Origin of the sequence: Streptomyces europaeiscabiei (assembly GCF_036346855.1) — a bacterium.
Taxonomy (GTDB): Bacteria; Actinomycetota; Actinomycetes; order Streptomycetales; family Streptomycetaceae; genus Streptomyces; species Streptomyces europaeiscabiei.
Genome location: NZ_CP107841.1, coordinates 2,326,530 through 2,344,159, shown reverse-complemented (window position 1 = coordinate 2,344,159; position 17,630 = coordinate 2,326,530). Strand labels below are relative to the sequence as shown.

Genomic DNA, 17,630 nt, shown 5'->3' with positions numbered 1-17,630 from the left:
CGCTCGACGGTACCCCAGAGCTTCGCGGTAGCGTCTGGGCATGAGCGACTCTTTGCCCGAGGTCGGAGCTGGGGTGGAAGCAGTGGTTCCGGAGATCGCGGCCGGCGCGGCCGGCGAGCCCGGCCCGCAGTCGGAGCCCCCGGTCGTCGACCCCGGGGACGACCCCGCAGCCCCGGCCCCGCTGAACGTGCCCCGCACCGCCACCGGCCACCCGGAGGTCGACGGCGTGCTCGACCGGCTGGCCGACGCCGACCACCTCGCGACCGACGGCCACGTGGAGGTGTACGAGGATGTACACCGGGGGCTGCGTGACGCGCTCACCGCGCTCGACGCCCGCCCGGGACCTACGGCTCCCACCCGTCACCCGACCACCGGCCCTCGATGAGACCCTTCGGGTCGCACCTATCGATCGCAGTACGAGAGCAGGAGCTGAACCCACCGTGGCAGGAGTCGCACGCCGCCGTCTGGACGCCGAACTGGTCCGGCGGAAGCTCGCGCGGTCGCGTGAGCACGCGAGCCAGCTGATCGCCGCCGGGCGCGTCACCGTCGGCAAGACCGTCGCGACCAAGTCCGCCACCCAGGTGGAGACCGCCGCCGCGATCGTGGTCGTGACCGACGACGGCGACCCGGAGTACGTGTCCAGAGGCGGCCACAAGCTCGCGGGCGCCCTCGATGTGTTCGTCCCTCTAGGACTCGCCGTCGAGGGGCGGCGGGCGCTGGACGCCGGCGCCTCCACCGGCGGCTTCACCGACGTACTGCTGCGGGCCGGGGCCGCGCAGGTCGTCGCCGTGGACGTCGGATACGGACAACTCGCCTGGACTCTGCAGAGTGATGAACGCGTCACCGTCAAGGACCGTACGAACGTACGCGAGTTGACGCTCGAAGCGATCGATGGGGAGCCTGTGGATCTTGTCGTGGGGGATCTGTCCTTCATCCCACTCGGCCTGGTACTGCCCGCCCTGGTGCGGTGCGTGAAGCCGGATGCCGATCTGGTGATGATGGTCAAGCCGCAGTTCGAGGTGGGTAAGGAGCGGCTGGGCAGTGGGGGAGTCGTACGGAGTCCGCAGCTGCGCGCCGAAGCGGTGCGCGGGGTGGCCGGGCGGGCCGGCGAACTGGGGCTCGGGGTGAAGGGTGTGACGGCCAGTCCGCTGCCCGGGCCCTCGGGCAATGTCGAGTACTTTCTGTGGCTGCGTGCCGGAGCTCCCGCGCTGGACCCGGCCGACGTCGACCGAGCAGTGGCGGAGGGGCCGCGTTGACTCAGGACCGATCTCGAACTGTTTTCCTGCTCACCCACACCGGGCGGCCGGCGGCGATCCGCAGTGCCGAACTCGTCGTCAAGGGGCTGCTGCACCACGGCATCGGTGTGCGTGTCCTGGAGCACGAGGCCGAGGACATTCCGGTGCCCGAGGAGGTGGAACTCGTCAAGGAGGCCACCCCGCAGTGCCTCGACGGGTGTGAGCTGCTCATCGTCCTCGGCGGTGACGGCACGCTGCTGCGCGGCGCCGAGTTCGCCCGCGCGTCCGGGGTGCCGATGCTCGGCGTCAACCTCGGCAGCGTCGGCTTCCTCGCGGAGGCCGAACGGGACGACCTCGACAAGGTCGTCGACCGGGTGGTGACCAAGGCGTACGAGGTCGAGGAGCGGATGACCGTCGATGTCGTCGTTCACCAGAACGGCAACATCGTCCACACGGACTGGGCGCTGAACGAGGCGGCCGTGCAGAAGGCCGGCGCCGAGAAGCTGCTCGAAGTCGTCCTCGAGATCGACGGCCGGCCGGTGACCGGGTTCGGGTGCGACGGCATCGTGCTGTCGACTCCGACCGGGTCCACGGCGTACGCGTTCTCGGCGGGTGGGCCCGTGGTGTGGCCCGAGGTCGAGGCGCTGCTGATGGTGCCGATCAGCGCGCATGCGCTGTTCGCGAAGCCGTTGGTGACCTCGCCGAACTCGGTGCTTGCGGTCGAGGTCCTGCCGCACATCCCGCCGGGGGTGTTGTGGTGCGACGGGCGGCGGACCGTCGAGCTGCCGCCGGGGGCGCGCGTCGAGGTGCGGCGAGGGGCCGTTCCGGTGCGGCTGGCCCGGTTGCATCATGCGTCGTTCACGGATCGGCTGGTGGCGAAGTTCGCGCTGCCGGTCTCCGGATGGCGGGGGGCTCGGCACTAGCGCCTCGTGGGGGCCGGCGGGGACTCGTCGGCGGCCGCGGGTGGTTAGTGGCTGATCACGTGGTTCCCCGCGCCCCTTTCGGGGCGCTGTAGCTCGCCGGAGTGACATTGGGGACGGGGGGCGTCGCACTTCGCTCCTCCGACCTCGTATGGTCGTGTCCGTGTTGGAGGAGATGCGGATACGGTCGCTCGGAGTCATCGACGACGCGGTGGTCGAGCTGTCGCCCGGCTTCACCGCTGTGACGGGTGAGACGGGTGCGGGCAAGACCATGGTCGTCACCAGTCTTGGCCTGCTGCTCGGCGGGCGGGCGGACCCGGCGTTCGTACGGATCGGCGCGAAGAACGCCGTCGTGGAGGGCCGGATCACCGTGCCCGAGGGCGCGGCGGCGATCGTCCGGGCCGAGGAGGCCGGGGCCGAACTCGACGACGGGGCGTTGCTGATCAGCCGTACCGTTTCCGCCGAGGGACGGTCGCGGGCACATCTGGGCGGGCGTTCCGTCCCGGTGGGCGTGCTCGCCGAGCTGGCCGACGAACTGGTGGCCGTGCACGGGCAGACCGACCAGCAGGGGCTGCTGAAGCTGTCCCGGCAGCGGGCGGCGCTCGACCGGTACGCGGGGGACGCCGTGGCCGTGCCGCTCACCAAGTACGGCGAGGCCTACCGGCGGCTGCGGGCCGTGGCCGGCGAACTCGACGAGATCGTCACGCGCGCCCGTGAGCGGGCCCAGGAAGCCGACATGCTGCGGTACGGGCTCGACGAGATCGCGGGCGTCGAGCCGCGGGCCGGCGAGGACGTGGAACTGGCCGAGGAGGCCGAGCGGCTCGGGCACGCGGAGGCACTGGCCTCCGCCGCCACGGCCGCGCACGCCGCGCTCGCGGGCAACCCCGAGGACCCGGAGGGCGTGGACGCCTCCACGCTCGTCGCGGGCGCACACCGGGCGCTGGAGGCCGTGCGGTCGCACGACCCGGCGCTGGCCGCGCTCGCCGAGCGGATCGGGGAGATCGGGATCCTGCTGGGAGATGTGGCGGGGGAGCTGGCGGGATACGCCGACGACCTGGACGCCGACCCGCTGCGGCTGGCGGCCGTCGAGGAGCGACGGGCCGCTCTCAACGCGCTCACCCGGAAGTACGGCCAGTACGGACAGGACACCGCTTCCGTGCTCTCCTGGGCCGAGGAGGGTACCCAGCGGCTCACCGAACTCGACGGCGACGACGAGCGGATCGACGAGCTGACCGCCGAGCGGGACGCGCTGCGCGCCGAACTGGGCGGGCTCGCCCAGGCCCTGACCGATGCGCGGGCGGAGGCCGCCGAGCGGTTCGCCGCCGCCGTCACCGCCGAGCTGGCCTCGCTCGCCATGCCGCACGCGCGCGTGTCGTTCGAGATCCGGCAGAGCGTCGATCCCGAGGGCGTCGAGGTGGGCGGGCGTACGGTCGCGTACGGGCCGTCCGGTGTCGACGAGGTCGAACTGTTGCTCGCCCCGCATCCGGGGGCGCCGCCCCGGCCCATCGCCAAGGGCGCGTCCGGTGGTGAGCTGTCGCGGGTGATGCTGGCCGTGGAGGTCGTGTTCGCGGGGACGGACCCCGTGCCGACGTACCTCTTCGACGAGGTCGACGCGGGTGTCGGCGGCAAGGCCGCGGTCGAGATCGGCCGGCGCCTCGCCCGGCTCGCCAGGTCGGCGCAGGTCGTGGTCGTCACCCATCTGCCCCAGGTGGCCGCCTTCGCCGACCGGCAGTTGCTGGTGGAGAAGACCAGCGACGGGTCCGTGACCCGGTCCGGTGTGAAGGTCCTGGAGGGGGAGGACCGGGTGCGTGAGCTGTCGCGCATGCTCGCCGGCCAGGAGGACTCCGAGACGGCGCGGGCGCACGCGGAGGAGTTGCTGGCGGCGGCCCGCGCGGACGCGTAGGACGAGGGCCGGGCCCGCCGCTTTCGTCGGCTGTGCGTGCGCAGGGCGGTGAAAGCCGCGGGTAGGGAGTGGGACGGGAGTCGAACGGAGGGGCAACCTCGTGCGGGAGTTCACTCGTGTGGGTGACCGTTGCTCCGGGGTTGCCCGGCCCTCCGGCTCCCGCCCCGTCCGGCTGTCCCGGAACACTCTTGCGGCCTGGCATCCTTGGACAGGAACGACGTAGCAGGACGTGCTGCGTGGACCGTACGGAATCGCCTCGTACGGTCCACCCCCACCGCGGGATCCTTCTGTACGTTTCTTCGTGACCGTCCGACCCGAACCAGGAGCCCCGGCCACGTGAGCCACGTGAGCAGCCACTCACCGCACGGCCAGTCGCCGCTGCGAACCGTGCAAGTGCTCGGCGGCGGCAGCGCGGTGAGCAGTGCGCATGTGCGGTCGCTGGCCTCCGGCCTGGTCGCCCGGGGCGTGCGGGTCACCGTGTGCGCCCCCGGTGAGGCCGACGGTGTGTACGACTTCACCGGCGTCGGCGCCCACCACGTCCACGTGCCACGCAGCAGCGACCCCGCCTCGGTGGCCAGCCTGCGCAGCGCCTGCGCGGACGCCGACCTGGTGCACGCGCACGGCCTGCACGCCGGCTTCCGGGCCACCCTCGCGCTCGGCCGGCGCACCACCCCGCTCGTCGTCACCTGGCACACGCGTGCGCACGCGGAGGGCGCGCGGGCGCATCTGCTGCGGCTGCTGGAGCGGCGCGTCGCCAAGGCCGCCGCCGTGGTCCTCGGCACCTCCTCCGACCTGGTCGACCGGGCCCGCAGCAGGGGTGCGCGCGACGCCCGGCTCGCCGCCGTCGCCCTGCCCACGCCACGCCGGGCCGACCCCTGCGCGGACCCGGACCGGCCCGCCTCCAAGATCCGGGCCGAACTGGGCGCCACGGACCGCCCGTTGCTCATGGCCGCCGGCACGCTGGACCGCCACCGGGGGTACGACACGCTGCTCGACGCCGCCCGTCAATGGCGCGGTCTCGACCCGGCGCCGCTGCTCGTCGTCGCGGGCGAGGGGGCTCTGCGGAGCGTTCTGCAGCGCCGTATCGAGGACGAGGAGCTGCCCGTGCGGCTCGTGGGGCGGCGCGACGACGCCTCCGAGCTGATCGCGGCCGCCGACGTCGCGCTGTTGCCCGGCGACCCCGAGGCACGCTCCGTGCTCGCCCAGGAGGCGCTCCACGCGCGCGTGCCGCTCGTCGCCGCCGCCGTCGGATCGCTGCCCGACCTGGTCGGCGACGGTGCCGAACTCGTCCCGTACGGCGACGCCGAGGCGCTCGCCACGGCCGTCGTACGCCTTCTCGGTGACCCGGCCCGCTGTGAGGCGCTGCGGGAGCGGGGCACGCGGCAGGCCGCCACCTGGCCGACGGAGGACGAGACGGTGGCCCAGGTGCTCAGCGTCTACGACGAGTTGACGCAGCTGCGCCCGCTCACCTGACGCTCACGGCCTCAGGCGACGTGTCGGCGGGCCCGTAGCGCCAGGCTCAGGGCCAGGACGGCCTGCGGGTCGTCCAGGTCGGTGCCGAGCAGCTCGCCGATGCGGGCGAGGCGGTTGTAGAGGGTCTGGCGGTTGAGGTGCAGCTCGCGGGCGGTCTCCGCCTTGCGGCCCGCGTGCGCCAGATAGGTCTCCAGGGTGGGCAGCAGCGGGGGCTTGGCACGGTCGTCGTGGTCGCGGAGGGGGCCGATCGCGCGGTCCACGAAGGCGGCCAGGTCGGGGTGGTCGCGCAGCCGCCACAGCAGCAGGTCGATGTCGAGGCGCCGGGCGTCGTACCAGGGGCGGTCGGCCAGCCCCTGCGCGGCCGTCGCCGTCTCCGCCGCGTGCCGCAGCCCCGCCGAGGCGGCCGCCCAGCCGCCGGGCACGCCCACGACCACCACGGGCGGCCGCCCGCCCGGCCGCCGCATCCCGGCACGCTCCGCCCCGGCACGCAGCGCCGCCGCGACCTTGTCGGCGACCGCCGGGCGCTCCGACTCCGCGCGCAGGCCCAGCAGCAGCGGGACGCGGCCCTCGACCGGGCGTACGCCGAGCAGGACGGGCACACCCACGGAGGCCAGCTCCTCGGCCACCGCGCGGGCGAGGACGGCCCAGCCTCCCCCCTCGGGGGAGAGGCCGTCGGCGAGCCGCATGACGACGGGGAGCAGGGGGCCGCCGCCCGGCTTGAAGCCGAGGACGCGGGCCTGCGCGGGGGCGTCTTGGGCCTTGACGCGGCCCTCGGCGAGGTCGGTGAGGAAGTCGCCGCGTCCGCGCGCCGCCAGTTCCTCCTCCTGCCGGGCCTGCATCAGGACGACGGCGAGAACGCCGGCCGCGCGCTCGGCGGCCATCCGGTGCACGGGGGCCAGGGGGGCGACGACGGGAAGGAGGACCAGCCGGGCGCGTACCGAGCCCGTTCCGGGGCCGCCTCCGGGTACGTCGACGATGGTCGTCCCGGCCGGCGGCGCGTCCTGCTGCCGGTCGCGCAGCCCCTCCCACACCTGGAGCGGATCGGTGTCCGCGGGGCCGCTCCCGGCGGCGTACAGGAGCTGCCCGTCGGCGGTCTCCAGGAAGACCGGGTTACCGCTGAAGCCGGCCAGGATGTCGAGGACCTGGGGGATCCCGCCCCCGCCGAGCAGGGCCTCGGTGCAGCGGCGGTGGACCTCCTCGGCCTGCTGGAGGAGCGCGTAGTGGCCGTTGACGATCTCGGTGTGGATCTCCTCGGTGACCGTCACGAAGGCCACCTCGCGGTGCAGTTGTACCAGGGGCAGACCGGCCGAGCGCGCCGTCTCGACGAGGGCGGCAGGGAGCCGGGTGAAGCGCGGGCCCAGTTCGATCACGAGGGCCGAGATACCGCGCTCGGCGAGGGTCCGGACGAACGCGCGCTGGTCGGCGGGACGGGTGCCGAGCCCGTACCCGGTGGTCAGCAGCAGTTCGCCGCCCTTGAGCAGCGAGGCGATGTTCGGGACCTCGCCCGCGTGCACCCAGCGCACGGTCCGGTGCAGCCGGTCGGCGCCGGCCAGGACCTCGGGCAGCCCGCCGCGCAGTCCGGGCAGCTCCAGCGCCCGCCGCACGGTGATACCGCCCTGCGCCTCGCTGCCGTCACCTGGTGCGCGGGTGTCACGGGTGTCCATGGAGCGGACGGTACCCGGTCGTCAGGCCGGCGGGATGTTGTGGTTGAAGCGGAAGACGTTGTCGGGGTCGTACCGGGTCTTCACCGCGGTCAGCCGGCGGTAGTTGTCGACGCCGAGACCGGCCACCACCCGGTCGGCGCCCTCGTCGCCGACGAAGTTGAGATAGACCGCGCCGGTGCTCCACGGCCGCACGTCGGCTCGGACGTCGCGTACCCACCGCACGCACCGCTCGTCGTCCGCGGGGTCCTCCCAGACGCCGAAGGGGTGCACGACCCACGGGGAGTTCCGGTACGGCACGGGGTAGTGGTCGGGGCCGTCGGCGATCGCGCCACCCAGCGGGAAGAGAACGTGCTGGGTACCGGTCGGCACGGGCATCGTCCAGGCACGGGTGGTGAAGAGGTCCACCAACTCGTCCGGCAGACCGGTCAGATACTCCGCCGACCAGTAGTTCCGCATGCCCGGCGGGTCGTCGATCATGCACTGCACGTCCGCGTACGGCATCGCGCCGACCACCTCGGCCTCGTGCGGCAGCGCCAGCAGCGGCTGGGCGATCTTGCGCATGTCCTCCTCGGTGCCCGCGTACGTCAGCAGGACACCGCACGCGAGCCTGCCCACCAGATGCTCGGGCACGAACTCCTCGGGCGGGCCGGTGAGATAGAGGACACCGCCGCTCGCCTCCGGTGGGCCGTTCTCGATGACCTCGCGGTACACGCGCAGCACCTCGGGGCCGTGTTCCGGGAGGTAGAGCAGCAGGGCGATGGCGAACGCGGGCAGTTCGTGCAGCCGGAGGGTGAGCGCGGTGGCCACGCCGAAGTTACCGCCGCCGCCGTGCAGCGCCCAGAACAGGTCCGGGTTCTCCTCGGCGCTCGCGCGGACCGTCTGGCCGTCGGCGGTCACCAGTTCGGCACCGAGCAGGTTGTCGACGGCGAGGCCGAAGGTGCGGTCCAGCCAGCCGCTGCCGCCGCCGAGGACGAAGCCGCCCACGCCCGTGGTCGACGCCCGGCCGCCCGTGGTCGCCAGTCGGTGGGGTTCGGTGGCGCGGTCGAGATGGCTCATGGTGGCCCCGCCCTCGACCCGGACGCTCATGGACCCCGGGTGGACCGTGACGCCGTGCATCCGGCGCAGGTCGATGACGAGGCCGTTGTCGTTCAGCGCCATTCCGGCCACGCTGTGGCCACCGCCGCGCACCGCGATCTTCAGGTCCAGATCGCGGGCGAAACGCACGGAACGGACGACATCGGTCTCGTCCGCGCACTGCGCGATCACGGCCGGACGTCGGTCGATCATGGCGTTGAAGACCGTGCGGGCGTCGTCGTACCCAGGATCCCCCGGCGCGAACACGTCGCCGGACAGATCCTCGCGCAGTGCGGTGAGGGCCGCGTGCGCCTTCGAGAGGGGAGCCATGGTGAGCCGCCCCCTTCCGGTCAGGGGACAGGGCTCTTTCCAGGCTAGGCGGGGGCGGCGGATGGGGCCTGGTGAGGGCTCCCTGTCGTGTATCCGGGGACCCGGCGCCGGTTCCGGCCGGGGAGGTTCCGCCGCTCGGTGGTCACGAGGTGCCGCCGCGCCCACCATCCTCCACTCTCGGCTTCGCTCGAGCGGGAGGCGCCCTCATCGCCCCAGCGGCACCATCGCCCGCAGCCAGGGGCAGCTGGGGCGGCGGACGAGTTGAACCCGTGCCAGCGAGCGCAAGCGCTTGCCGCACGCGCCCGCTCGCGACAGGGTCCGCCGCCGCGCGCCCCGGTCCGCCGCCGTGCGCGCCGGACCGGACGGCGCACTCAGCCGCCGTACGCCCCCGAAGCGGTCAGCCGCAGGGCCGTGTCGATGAGCGGCACGTGGCTGAACGCCTGCGGGAAGTTGCCCACCTGGCGCTTGAGGACCGGGTCCCATTCCTCGGCGAGGAGGCCCAGGTCGTTGCGGAGGGCGAGCAGTTTCTCGAAGAGCTTGCGGGCCTCGTCCACCCGGCCGATCATCGCCAGGTCGTCGGCCATCCAGAACGAACAGGCGAGGAACGCGCCCTCGTCGCCCGGCAGGCCGTCCACGCCCTCGTCCTCGCCGGAGGTCGGGTAGCGCAGGATGAAGCCGTCCGGGGTCGACAGCTCGCGCTGGATCGCCTCGATGGTGCCGATGACCCGCTTGTCGTCCGGCGGCAGGAAGCCCATCTGCGGGATCAGCAGCAGCGAGGCGTCCAGCTCCTTCGAGCCGTACGACTGTGTGAAGGTGTTGCGCTCCTTGTCGTAACCCTTCTCACACACGTCCCGGTGGATGTCGTCGCGCAGCTCGCGCCACTTCTCCAGCGGGCCGTCCGCGTCGCCGGACTCGATGAGCTTGATCGTGCGGTCCACGGCGACCCAGGCCATGACCTTGGAGTGCACGAAGTGGCGGCGTGGGCCGCGCACCTCCCAGATGCCCTCGTCCGGCTGGTCCCAGTGGTCCTCCAGATAGCGGATCAGCTTCAGCTGGAGGAGAGCGGCGTAGTCGTTGCGGGCCAGGCCCGTCATGTGGGCCAGGTGCAGCGCCTCGGTGACCTCGCCGTACACGTCCAGCTGGAGCTGGTGCGCGGCGCCGTTGCCGACCCGGACCGGGCCCGAGTTCTCGTACCCGGGCAGCCACTCCAGCTCGGCCTCGCCCAGCTCCCGCTCACCGGCGATGCCGTACATGATCTGCAGGTTCTCGGGGTCGCCGGCGACGGCCCTGAGCAGCCACTCGCGCCAGGCGCGGGCCTCGTCGCGGTAGCCGGTGCGCAGCAGCGAGGAGAGGGTGATGGCCGCGTCACGCAGCCAGGTGTAGCGGTAGTCCCAGTTGCGGACGCCGCCGATGTGCTCCGGGAGCGAGGTGGTCGGCGCGGCGACGATGCCGCCGGTGGGGGCGTACGTCAGAGCCTTCAGCGTGATCAGCGAGCGGATCACGGCCTCGCGGTACGGGCCGTGGTACGTGCACTGTTCGACCCAGTCGTGCCAGAACTCCTCGGTGGCCCGCAGCGACGGCTCGGGCTCCGGCAGCGGCGGTGGCTGCTTGTGCGAGGGCTCCCAGGAGATCGTGAACGCGATCCGGTCGCCGGGCGTCACCGTGAAGTCGGCGTACGTGGTCAGCGCCTTGCCGTACGTCTCGCACTCGGTGTCGAACCACACCGAGTCCGGCCCGGCGACGGCCACCGTGCGCCCCTCGTGCTTGTGCACCCAGGGCACCACACGGCCGTACGAGAACCGCATGCGCAGCGCCGAGCGCATCGGCACCCGGCCGCTGACGCCCTCCACGATCCGGATCAGCTGCGGGGCACCGTCACGGGGCGGCATGAAGTCCGTCACACGGACCGTGCCGCGCGGGGTGTCCCACTCGGATTCCAGGATCAGCGAGTCGCCGCGGTACCGGCGGCGGGAGGCCGTCGGCGGCTCGGCGTCCGAGGCGTGCGCGGGGCCCAGTCTCCAGAATCCGTGTTCCTCGGTGCCGAGCAGTCCCGCGAAGACGGCGTGGGAGTCGAAGCGGGGCAGGCACAGCCAATCGACCGTGCCGTCCCGGCAGACCAGCGCCGCTGTCTGCATGTCTCCGATGAGTGCGTAGTCTTCGATGCGCCCGGCCACGTGCAACTCCAGTCGAACGGCCACGTCGTCGCCCCCCGAGGGGCGGTCGCTGTGCGGTGTGCGGTCAGGGGACCCAAGGGAACGACAAAGGAACCATGTTTCCAGAGTGATCCAAGGGACGGTGTCATGCGATGTCGCTCAACGATCCTCAACGCAAATGAGGCGGTCGTTGCTCAACGGACTGACGAGCTCTCATGATTACCGGAGACGGGCGGGGGTGGTGCCGTCGCGCCGGCCGCGCTCGGCAGCGAGTGTCCGAAGAGGATACGACGCACCGGAGGGCTCCGCGTGCCGCTCCAGGCAACGCGAGTGGGCCGAACGGGTGAGCCAGGGGTGAAGGCCGACCGAGTTCGCCGACTGTCGTACGCGTACGTGTCGACCCGTGCGCGGAGCGTGGCCGGAAGCGATCGTGTCCTGTCGCTGATACCCTGGTAGCCCGTGGACCGGTGGGCGCCCCGACTCGGAAGGGACCCCCGAACCGCAGCGAAGGCACCCCCGGCGGATCCGCTCGGGCGGCGGCCGACCCGCATACCGAACCGCGACCACGGGAGCCCCCTCTTGGCCATGCCGCCCGCTGCTTTTCGAAACACGACGACCAAGCACATCTTCGTCACCGGGGGTGTCGCCTCCTCGCTCGGCAAGGGCCTGACCGCCTCCAGTCTCGGCATGCTGCTCAAGGCCCGAGGTCTGCGCGTCGTGATGCAGAAGCTCGACCCCTACCTGAACGTCGACCCCGGCACGATGAACCCCTTCCAGCACGGTGAGGTGTTCGTCACCAACGACGGTGCCGAGACCGACCTGGACATCGGCCACTACGAGCGCTTCCTCGACCGCGACCTGGACGGCTCGGCCAACGTCACCACCGGCCAGGTCTACAACACGGTCATCGCCAAGGAACGGCGCGGCGAGTACCTCGGCGACACCGTGCAGGTCATCCCGCACATCACCAACGAGATCAAGCACCGCATCCGGCGCATGGCCTCCGACGAGGTCGACGTCGTCATCACCGAGGTCGGCGGCACCGTCGGCGACATCGAGTCGCTGCCGTTCCTGGAGACCGTCCGCCAGGTCCGTCACGAGGTCGGCCGTGACAACGTCTTCGTCGTCCACATCTCGCTCCTGCCGTACATCGGTCCGTCGGGAGAGCTGAAGACGAAGCCGACCCAGCACTCGGTTGCGGCGCTGCGCAACATCGGTATTCAGCCAGATGCGATCGTGCTGCGCTGTGACCGTGAGGTGCCCGCCGCGATCAAGCGCAAGATCTCCCTGATGTGCGACGTCGACGAGGCCGCCGTGGTCGCGTGTCCCGACGCCCGCTCGATCTACGACATCCCGAAGACCGTGCACGGCGAGGGCCTGGACGCCTACGTGGTCCGCAAGCTGGACCTGGCGTTCCGCGACGTGGACTGGACGACCTGGGACGACCTGCTCGACCGCGTCCACAACCCGCTCCACGAGATCAACCTCGCGCTCGTCGGCAAGTACATCGACCTGCCCGACGCCTACCTCTCGGTCACCGAGGCCCTGCGCGCGGGCGGCTTCGCCAACAAGGCCCGCGTGAAGATCAAGTGGGTCACCTCGGACGACTGCAAGACCCCGGCCGGCGCCGCGGCCCAGCTCGCCGACGTCGACGCCATCTGCATCCCCGGCGGCTTCGGCGACCGAGGTGTCTCCGGCAAGGTCGGCGCCATCCGCTACGCCCGCGAGAACAGGATCCCGCTGCTCGGCCTCTGCCTCGGCCTGCAGTGCATCGTGATCGAGGCCGCGCGCAACCTGGCCGACATCCCGGACGCCAACTCCACCGAGTTCGACTCCGCCACCGCGCACCCGGTCATCTCCACCATGGCCGAGCAGCTGGACATCGTCGCCGGTGAGGGTGACATGGGCGGAACGATGAGGCTGGGCATGTACCCGGCCAAGCTCGCCGAGGGCTCGATCGTGCGCGAGGTGTACGACGGCAAGGAGTACGTCGAGGAGCGCCATCGTCACCGCTACGAGGTGAACAACGCCTACCGCGGGGAACTGGAGAAGAAGGCCGGCCTGCAGTTCACGGGAACCTCGCCCGACGGCAAGCTCGTCGAGTACGTCGAGTACCCGCGCGACGTCCACCCGTACCTGGTCGCGACCCAGGCGCACCCCGAGCTGCGCTCCCGCCCGACCCGCCCGCACCCGCTCTTCGCGGGGCTGGTGAAGGCCGCGGTGGAGCGCAAGACCGGTAAGTAAAACCGGGCGACACAAGAGCTGTACGGTGACCGGGGTGCGCGTCTTTCGGGATGTGTGCCCCGGTTTCTTCGTTGCACGTGTGGGAGGACGAGTCGACATGACGATCAAGGACACCGCCGAGGAGTGGGAGGTCCGGGCGAGCGAGACGCCGTTCGTCGGCAACAAGACCTCCGTGCGCACCGACGAGGTGGTCATGCCCGACGGTTCGGTCGCCCGCCGCGACTACCAGGTCCACCCCGGCTCCGTCGCCGTCCTCGCCGTCGACGACCAGGACCGGGTCCTGGTCGTCCGGCAGTACCGCCACCCCGTCCGCGAGAAGCTGTGGGAGATTCCCGCCGGACTGCTCGACGTGCCCGGCGAGAACCCCCTGCACGCCGCCCAGCGCGAGCTGTACGAGGAGGCGCACGTCAAGGCGGAGGAGTGGCGGGTGCTGACCGACGTCTACACCACGCCCGGCGGCTGTGACGAGGCCGTACGGATCTTCCTGGCCCAGGACCTGTCGGAGGCCGAGGGGCAGCGGTTCGAGGTGGAGGACGAGGAGGCCGACATGGAGCTGGCCCGGGTGCCCTTGGACGAGGTGGTGCGCGGGGTTCTCGCCGGGGAGCTGCACAACAACTGCCTGGTGGTGGGGGTACTTTCGCTGGTGGCGGCGAGGAGTGGGGGCGGTGTGGAGTCGCTGCGCGCGGCGGAGGCACCGTGGCCCGCCCGGCCGTTCGAGTCCTGAACCCGCTTTCACGGCAACCACACACCACCGGTCGTACGATCTGCTGATCCGATCGGGCGACCTCGCCGCCCTGCTCCGCCCAGATCGTCGCAGAGCGTGAACTAGGCTCGGGAAACGCCCGAACCGGAGTCCCGGCGGGCTTGCTCGTGCGGTGGGACGGGAGTGTGGCCCGTGGCGGATCAGGCGGTCGACATCGGGGGTACCCAGGTGTCCGGAGCAGGGCGGCCCCCGGCTGCCGAGGCCGCCCCCACGGACAGTCAGTTCCTCGGTCGGACAAGAGAGTTGAAGGAACTGCGGGCCGACATCGGCCGGGCCGGGCTCAACACCCTCGCGGGCCGGAAGGCGCCCCACGCGCGTGTGCTGCTCATCGCCGGCCGGCCCGGCTTCGGCCGCACCGCGCTGGCCGAGGAACTCGTACGGCAGGTTACCGACGGTTACCCCGACGGTGTGCTGCGGGCCCGGCTCACCGAACCCGACGGCACCCGGGTGCCGGTCGAGCGGGCGGCGCGGGACCTGCTCGGCGAACTCGGGCTGCCGGCGCCTGCCGGTGCCGACGAGGACGACCTCAGCGAGGCGCTGCGGGAGGCGCTGGCCGACCGCCGGGTGGTGGTCCTGCTGGACGACGCGGCCGACGCCGAACAGGTCGACGCGCTGCTGCCGGACACCCCCGACTCCCTGGTCGTGGCCGTCTCCGAGGGGCCGCTGACGGGCATCTCCGACGTCCGCCCGTGCACGCTGGGCGGACTGGACACCAAGTCCGCCGTGGAGCTGCTGGAACGCTTCAGCGGCTCGGTGCGCATCACCGTGGACCCCCGCTCGGCCGAGGGGCTCGCCGAGGTGTGCGGGTCCCAGCCCGCCGCGCTGCGGCTCGCCGGGGGCTGGCTGGCCGCCCGACCCGCCGCGGCCGTCTCCGACCTGGCCAAACAGCTGCGCGCGGAGAACGACGACAGTCCGCCGCTGGCCAGGGTCCTCAAGCTGGCGTACGCCTCCCTGCCGACCACCGCCGCCCGGATACTGCGCCTCCTCGCGCTCGCCCCGGCGGGCCTGGTCGACCCGCACATCGCCTCCGGGCTCGCCGGCTGCTCGGTCGGCGCGGCCCGCACCGCGCTGGACGACTTCGTGGCTCTGGGGTTCCTGCACCAGGCCGATGCGGGGCTGCCGCAGTACGAGGTCCCCGGCTGCCTGCAGCCGCTGCTGTGGTCCCTCGCCGAGAGCCAGGAGCGACCGGGCGAGCTGCAGCTCGCCCGCGCGCGGATGCTGGAGCGGACGGTACGGCTGCTGCAGTCCTGCCGGGCCATCACCGAGACCGACAGTCCGCTGGCCCGCGAGAAGCTCCTCGCGATGCCCAAGGCGCTGCGGTTCCCCACCCCCAGGGCCGCCGAGGAGTGGCTGCGCGTCCGCCGGCCCGCACTGCTGGCCGCGGCCCGGCTCGCGGTCGCCGACGGGGAGCTGGACACCCTTGCCCGGCGGCTGATGTCCCAGCTGGTCCGGGCCATGGTGGCCCACTTCGGCACCCAGGCCGCGGCGCCCGACCTGTACGGCATCCACGGCCTCGTCCTCGATGTCGCCGAGCGCCGCGACCTGCCCCGGGAGCAGGCGGCGGCGCTGCTGAACCTCGGCGACCTGGATGCCCGGACCGGCCGTACGCAGGCCGCGCTGGCCCGCTACCGGGCCGCGCTCGACGCCGGACGGCGGGCGAGCGACCCGTACGCGACCGGCCGCGCGATGGAATCCGTAGGCGGTGCCCATCAGGAGCTGGAGGACTACGACCGGGCCGCCGACTGGTACGGCAGGGCGCTCGCCCAGCGGCTCGCCCGCGACGAGCGCCAGGACGCCGCCCGGCTGTACGGCCGGATCGCCACCGCGCACACCTACGCGGGCCGCTACGGAGAAGCGCTGCGCAACTGGAGTTCGGCGCTCACCGGCCACCGCAGGCTCGGTGATGTGGGCGGCCAGGCAAGGGCGTTGAGCGAGATGGCACGCGTCCAGGAGTACGCGGGGCGGCCCGAGGAGGCGCTGCAGACCTGCCAGGAGGCGGCTGAGTGGGCGCGGCGCGCCGACGACACCCGGCTGCAGGCCGCGATCCAGCTCCGGATCGCCGACACCCTGGAGCGGCTCGGCGACCCGGCGGCGGCCCGGCTGCACCGGCAGGCCGCCGAGCGGCTGCTGGACGACGAGGCCCTGGACCCCGAAACCCATGAGATCGAGCCGGAACAGGACGCTAACGCCTGCGAAATCCGTAGTGCATCCGCGAAAGATTGATGCATTGAAAGGCTAGACAGCGGGGAGACCTTCATTAGACTGGCTACGCCGCCGGTTCTCCTGCGGTGTCTCCCGGTGCGCTCCGATACGTACGGGTATGCCCTGCATTGCCTGGGCATGTGCCGCTGTAGGTGCGAGCCCCACACCCCTCCGAGCCAAGGACCGTGATCGACGTGAAGGTCGGCATCCCCCGCGAGGTCAAGAACAACGAGTTCCGGGTGGCCATCACCCCCGCCGGCGTGCACGAACTGGTGCGCCACGGCCACCAGGTCGTCATCGAGCAGGGCGCCGGTGTCGGCTCGTCGATCCCGGACGTCGAGTACGTCGCCGCCGGCGCCGAGATCCTGGCCACGGCCGACGAGGTGTGGGCCACCGCCGACCTGCTGCTCAAGGTCAAGGAGCCCATCGCCGAGGAGTACCACCGCCTCCGCAAGGACCAGACGCTCTTCACCTACCTGCACCTGGCCGCCTCCAAGGAGTGCACCGACGCCCTCGTCCTGTCGGGCACCACCGCGATCGCGTACGAAACGGTCGAGCTGCCCAGCCGCGCGCTGCCGCTGCTCGCGCCGATGTCCGAGGTCGCGGGCCGGCTGGCCCCGCAGGTCGGCGCCTACCACCTGATGCGGGCCAACGGTGGCCGCGGTGTGCTGCCCGGCGGCGTGCCGGGTGTGCTCGCAGGCCGGGCCGTCGTCATCGGCGGCGGCGTGTCGGGCTGGAACGCCGCCCAGATCGCCATCGGCATGGGCTTCCACGTGACCCTGCTCGACAAGGACATCAACAAGCTCAAGGAAGCCGACAAGGTCTTCGGCACGAAGATCCAGACGGTCGTCTCCAACGCCTTCGAGCTGGAGAAGGCGTGCCTGGAGGCCGACCTCGTCATCGGCGCCGTCCTGATCCCGGGCGCCAAGGCGCCGAAGCTGGTCACCAACGAGCTGGTGTCGCGGATGAAGCCGGGAAGTGTCCTTGTCGACATCGCGATCGACCAGGGCGGCTGCTTCGAGGACTCCCGGCCCACCACCCACGCCGAGCCGACGTTCCCGGTCCACGGATCGGTCTTCTACTGCGTGGCCAACATGCCGGGCGCGGTGCCCAACACCTCCACCTACGCGCTGACCAACGCCACGCTGCCGTACATCGTGGAACTCGCCGACCACGGCTGGGCCGAGGCGTCGCGCCGTGACCCCGCCCTGGCCAGGGGGCTCAACACCCATGACGGAGGGGTCGTCTACCGCGAGGTCGCCGAGGCGCACGGCCTGGAGCACGTCGAGCTGGCGTCGCTGCTCGGCTGACCCGCCGTCGGAAAAGCCGCAGACCGGCCGCCGACCGGCTGCTTCAAGTCACCTTTCGGTAAAAGGCGATACGTCAACACAGGTCGTCAACAGCACCGTCCCGGCCGGATCTTGCCCGACAAGGTCCGGCCGGATGTGTGTATGGTCACTTTGCGACACTCGCGCAACTCGCGTCGAACGTAACCGTTCGGATGTTTCGCGCACCGGTGAAACCTGCCGTGCGACGGCCCTACGCCCTTGACAGCCGCATGTTTCATTGCCGACACATCGGGCCGGGTCCGGCGGATTGTGTTGCTGCGAACCGCCGACACGCCATAGAGTCGCCAGCTGTCGGCATGGTGCCACGCTGACCTATCTAG

Annotated in this window: 12 protein-coding genes; 9 read left to right on the top strand and 3 right to left on the bottom strand. The window is 72.0% G+C overall.

What is annotated here, in order from left to right; all coding sequences use genetic code 11:
• Nucleotides 1–40 precede the first annotated feature (40 nt).
• The 5 genes from OG858_RS10055 to OG858_RS10035 all read left to right on the top strand — a co-directional run bounded on the left by OG858_RS10055 (nt 41) and on the right by OG858_RS10035 (nt 5,531).
• Entirely contained in the window at nt 41–385 is a 345-nt protein-coding gene (locus OG858_RS10055; RefSeq protein ID WP_408059382.1) for a hypothetical protein, read from the top strand.
• 55 nt (nt 386–440) lie between these two features.
• Nucleotides 441–1,256, top strand: coding sequence for a TlyA family RNA methyltransferase (locus tag OG858_RS10050; RefSeq protein WP_086746354.1), 816 nt, complete (start codon nt 441–443; stop codon nt 1,254–1,256).
• A complete protein-coding gene (locus OG858_RS10045) occupies nt 1,253–2,158 on the top strand; it encodes an NAD kinase (RefSeq protein WP_037702189.1) in 906 nt (301 codons plus the stop codon). The genes OG858_RS10050 and OG858_RS10045 overlap by 4 nt, the downstream gene beginning before the upstream one ends.
• Nucleotides 2,159–2,306: 148 nt before the next feature.
• Entirely contained in the window at nt 2,307–4,058 is a 1,752-nt protein-coding gene (gene recN / locus OG858_RS10040) for a DNA repair protein RecN (RefSeq protein ID WP_328544979.1), read from the top strand.
• A gap of 336 nt (nt 4,059–4,394) precedes the next feature.
• On the top strand, nt 4,395–5,531 hold the full coding sequence (locus OG858_RS10035; RefSeq protein WP_328544980.1) for a glycosyltransferase family 4 protein: 1,137 nt from the start codon (nt 4,395–4,397) through the stop codon (nt 5,529–5,531).
• A gap of 11 nt (nt 5,532–5,542) precedes the next feature.
• Here the strand turns inward: OG858_RS10035 and OG858_RS10030 are convergent, their stop codons facing one another.
• The 3 genes from OG858_RS10030 to OG858_RS10020 all read right to left on the bottom strand — a co-directional run bounded on the left by OG858_RS10030 (nt 5,543) and on the right by OG858_RS10020 (nt 10,773).
• A complete protein-coding gene (locus tag OG858_RS10030; protein WP_319067088.1) occupies nt 5,543–7,195 on the bottom strand; it encodes a PucR family transcriptional regulator in 1,653 nt (550 codons plus the stop codon).
• Nucleotides 7,196–7,216: 21 nt separating this feature from the next.
• Nucleotides 7,217–8,599: an FAD-binding oxidoreductase gene (locus tag OG858_RS10025; RefSeq protein WP_086749964.1), complete on the bottom strand. Its 1,383-nt coding sequence runs from the start codon at nt 8,597–8,599 to the stop codon at nt 7,217–7,219.
• A 371-nt stretch (nt 8,600–8,970) separates the two neighbouring features.
• The gene (locus OG858_RS10020) at nt 8,971–10,773 is read right to left on the bottom strand and encodes a glycoside hydrolase family 15 protein (RefSeq protein ID WP_086749963.1); all 1,803 of its coding nucleotides are present in this window, start codon (nt 10,771–10,773) and stop codon (nt 8,971–8,973) included.
• Nucleotides 10,774–11,337: 564 nt separating this feature from the next.
• Here OG858_RS10020 and OG858_RS10015 point away from each other — a divergent pair.
• The 4 genes from OG858_RS10015 (at nt 11,338) to ald (ending at nt 17,271) form a co-directional block, all read left to right on the top strand.
• Nucleotides 11,338–12,996, top strand: a complete 1,659-nt coding sequence (locus OG858_RS10015) for a CTP synthase (RefSeq protein ID WP_086749962.1) — start codon at nt 11,338–11,340, stop codon at nt 12,994–12,996.
• A gap of 97 nt (nt 12,997–13,093) precedes the next feature.
• Entirely contained in the window at nt 13,094–13,720 is a 627-nt protein-coding gene (locus OG858_RS10010; protein ID WP_037702169.1) for an NUDIX domain-containing protein, read from the top strand.
• A gap of 171 nt (nt 13,721–13,891) precedes the next feature.
• A complete protein-coding gene (locus tag OG858_RS10005; protein ID WP_328544981.1) occupies nt 13,892–15,982 on the top strand; it encodes a tetratricopeptide repeat protein in 2,091 nt (696 codons plus the stop codon).
• Between the two features lie 164 nt (nt 15,983–16,146).
• Nucleotides 16,147–17,271, top strand: a complete 1,125-nt coding sequence (gene ald / locus OG858_RS10000; protein WP_319067091.1) for an alanine dehydrogenase — start codon at nt 16,147–16,149, stop codon at nt 17,269–17,271.
• Nucleotides 17,272–17,630 lie beyond the last annotated feature (359 nt).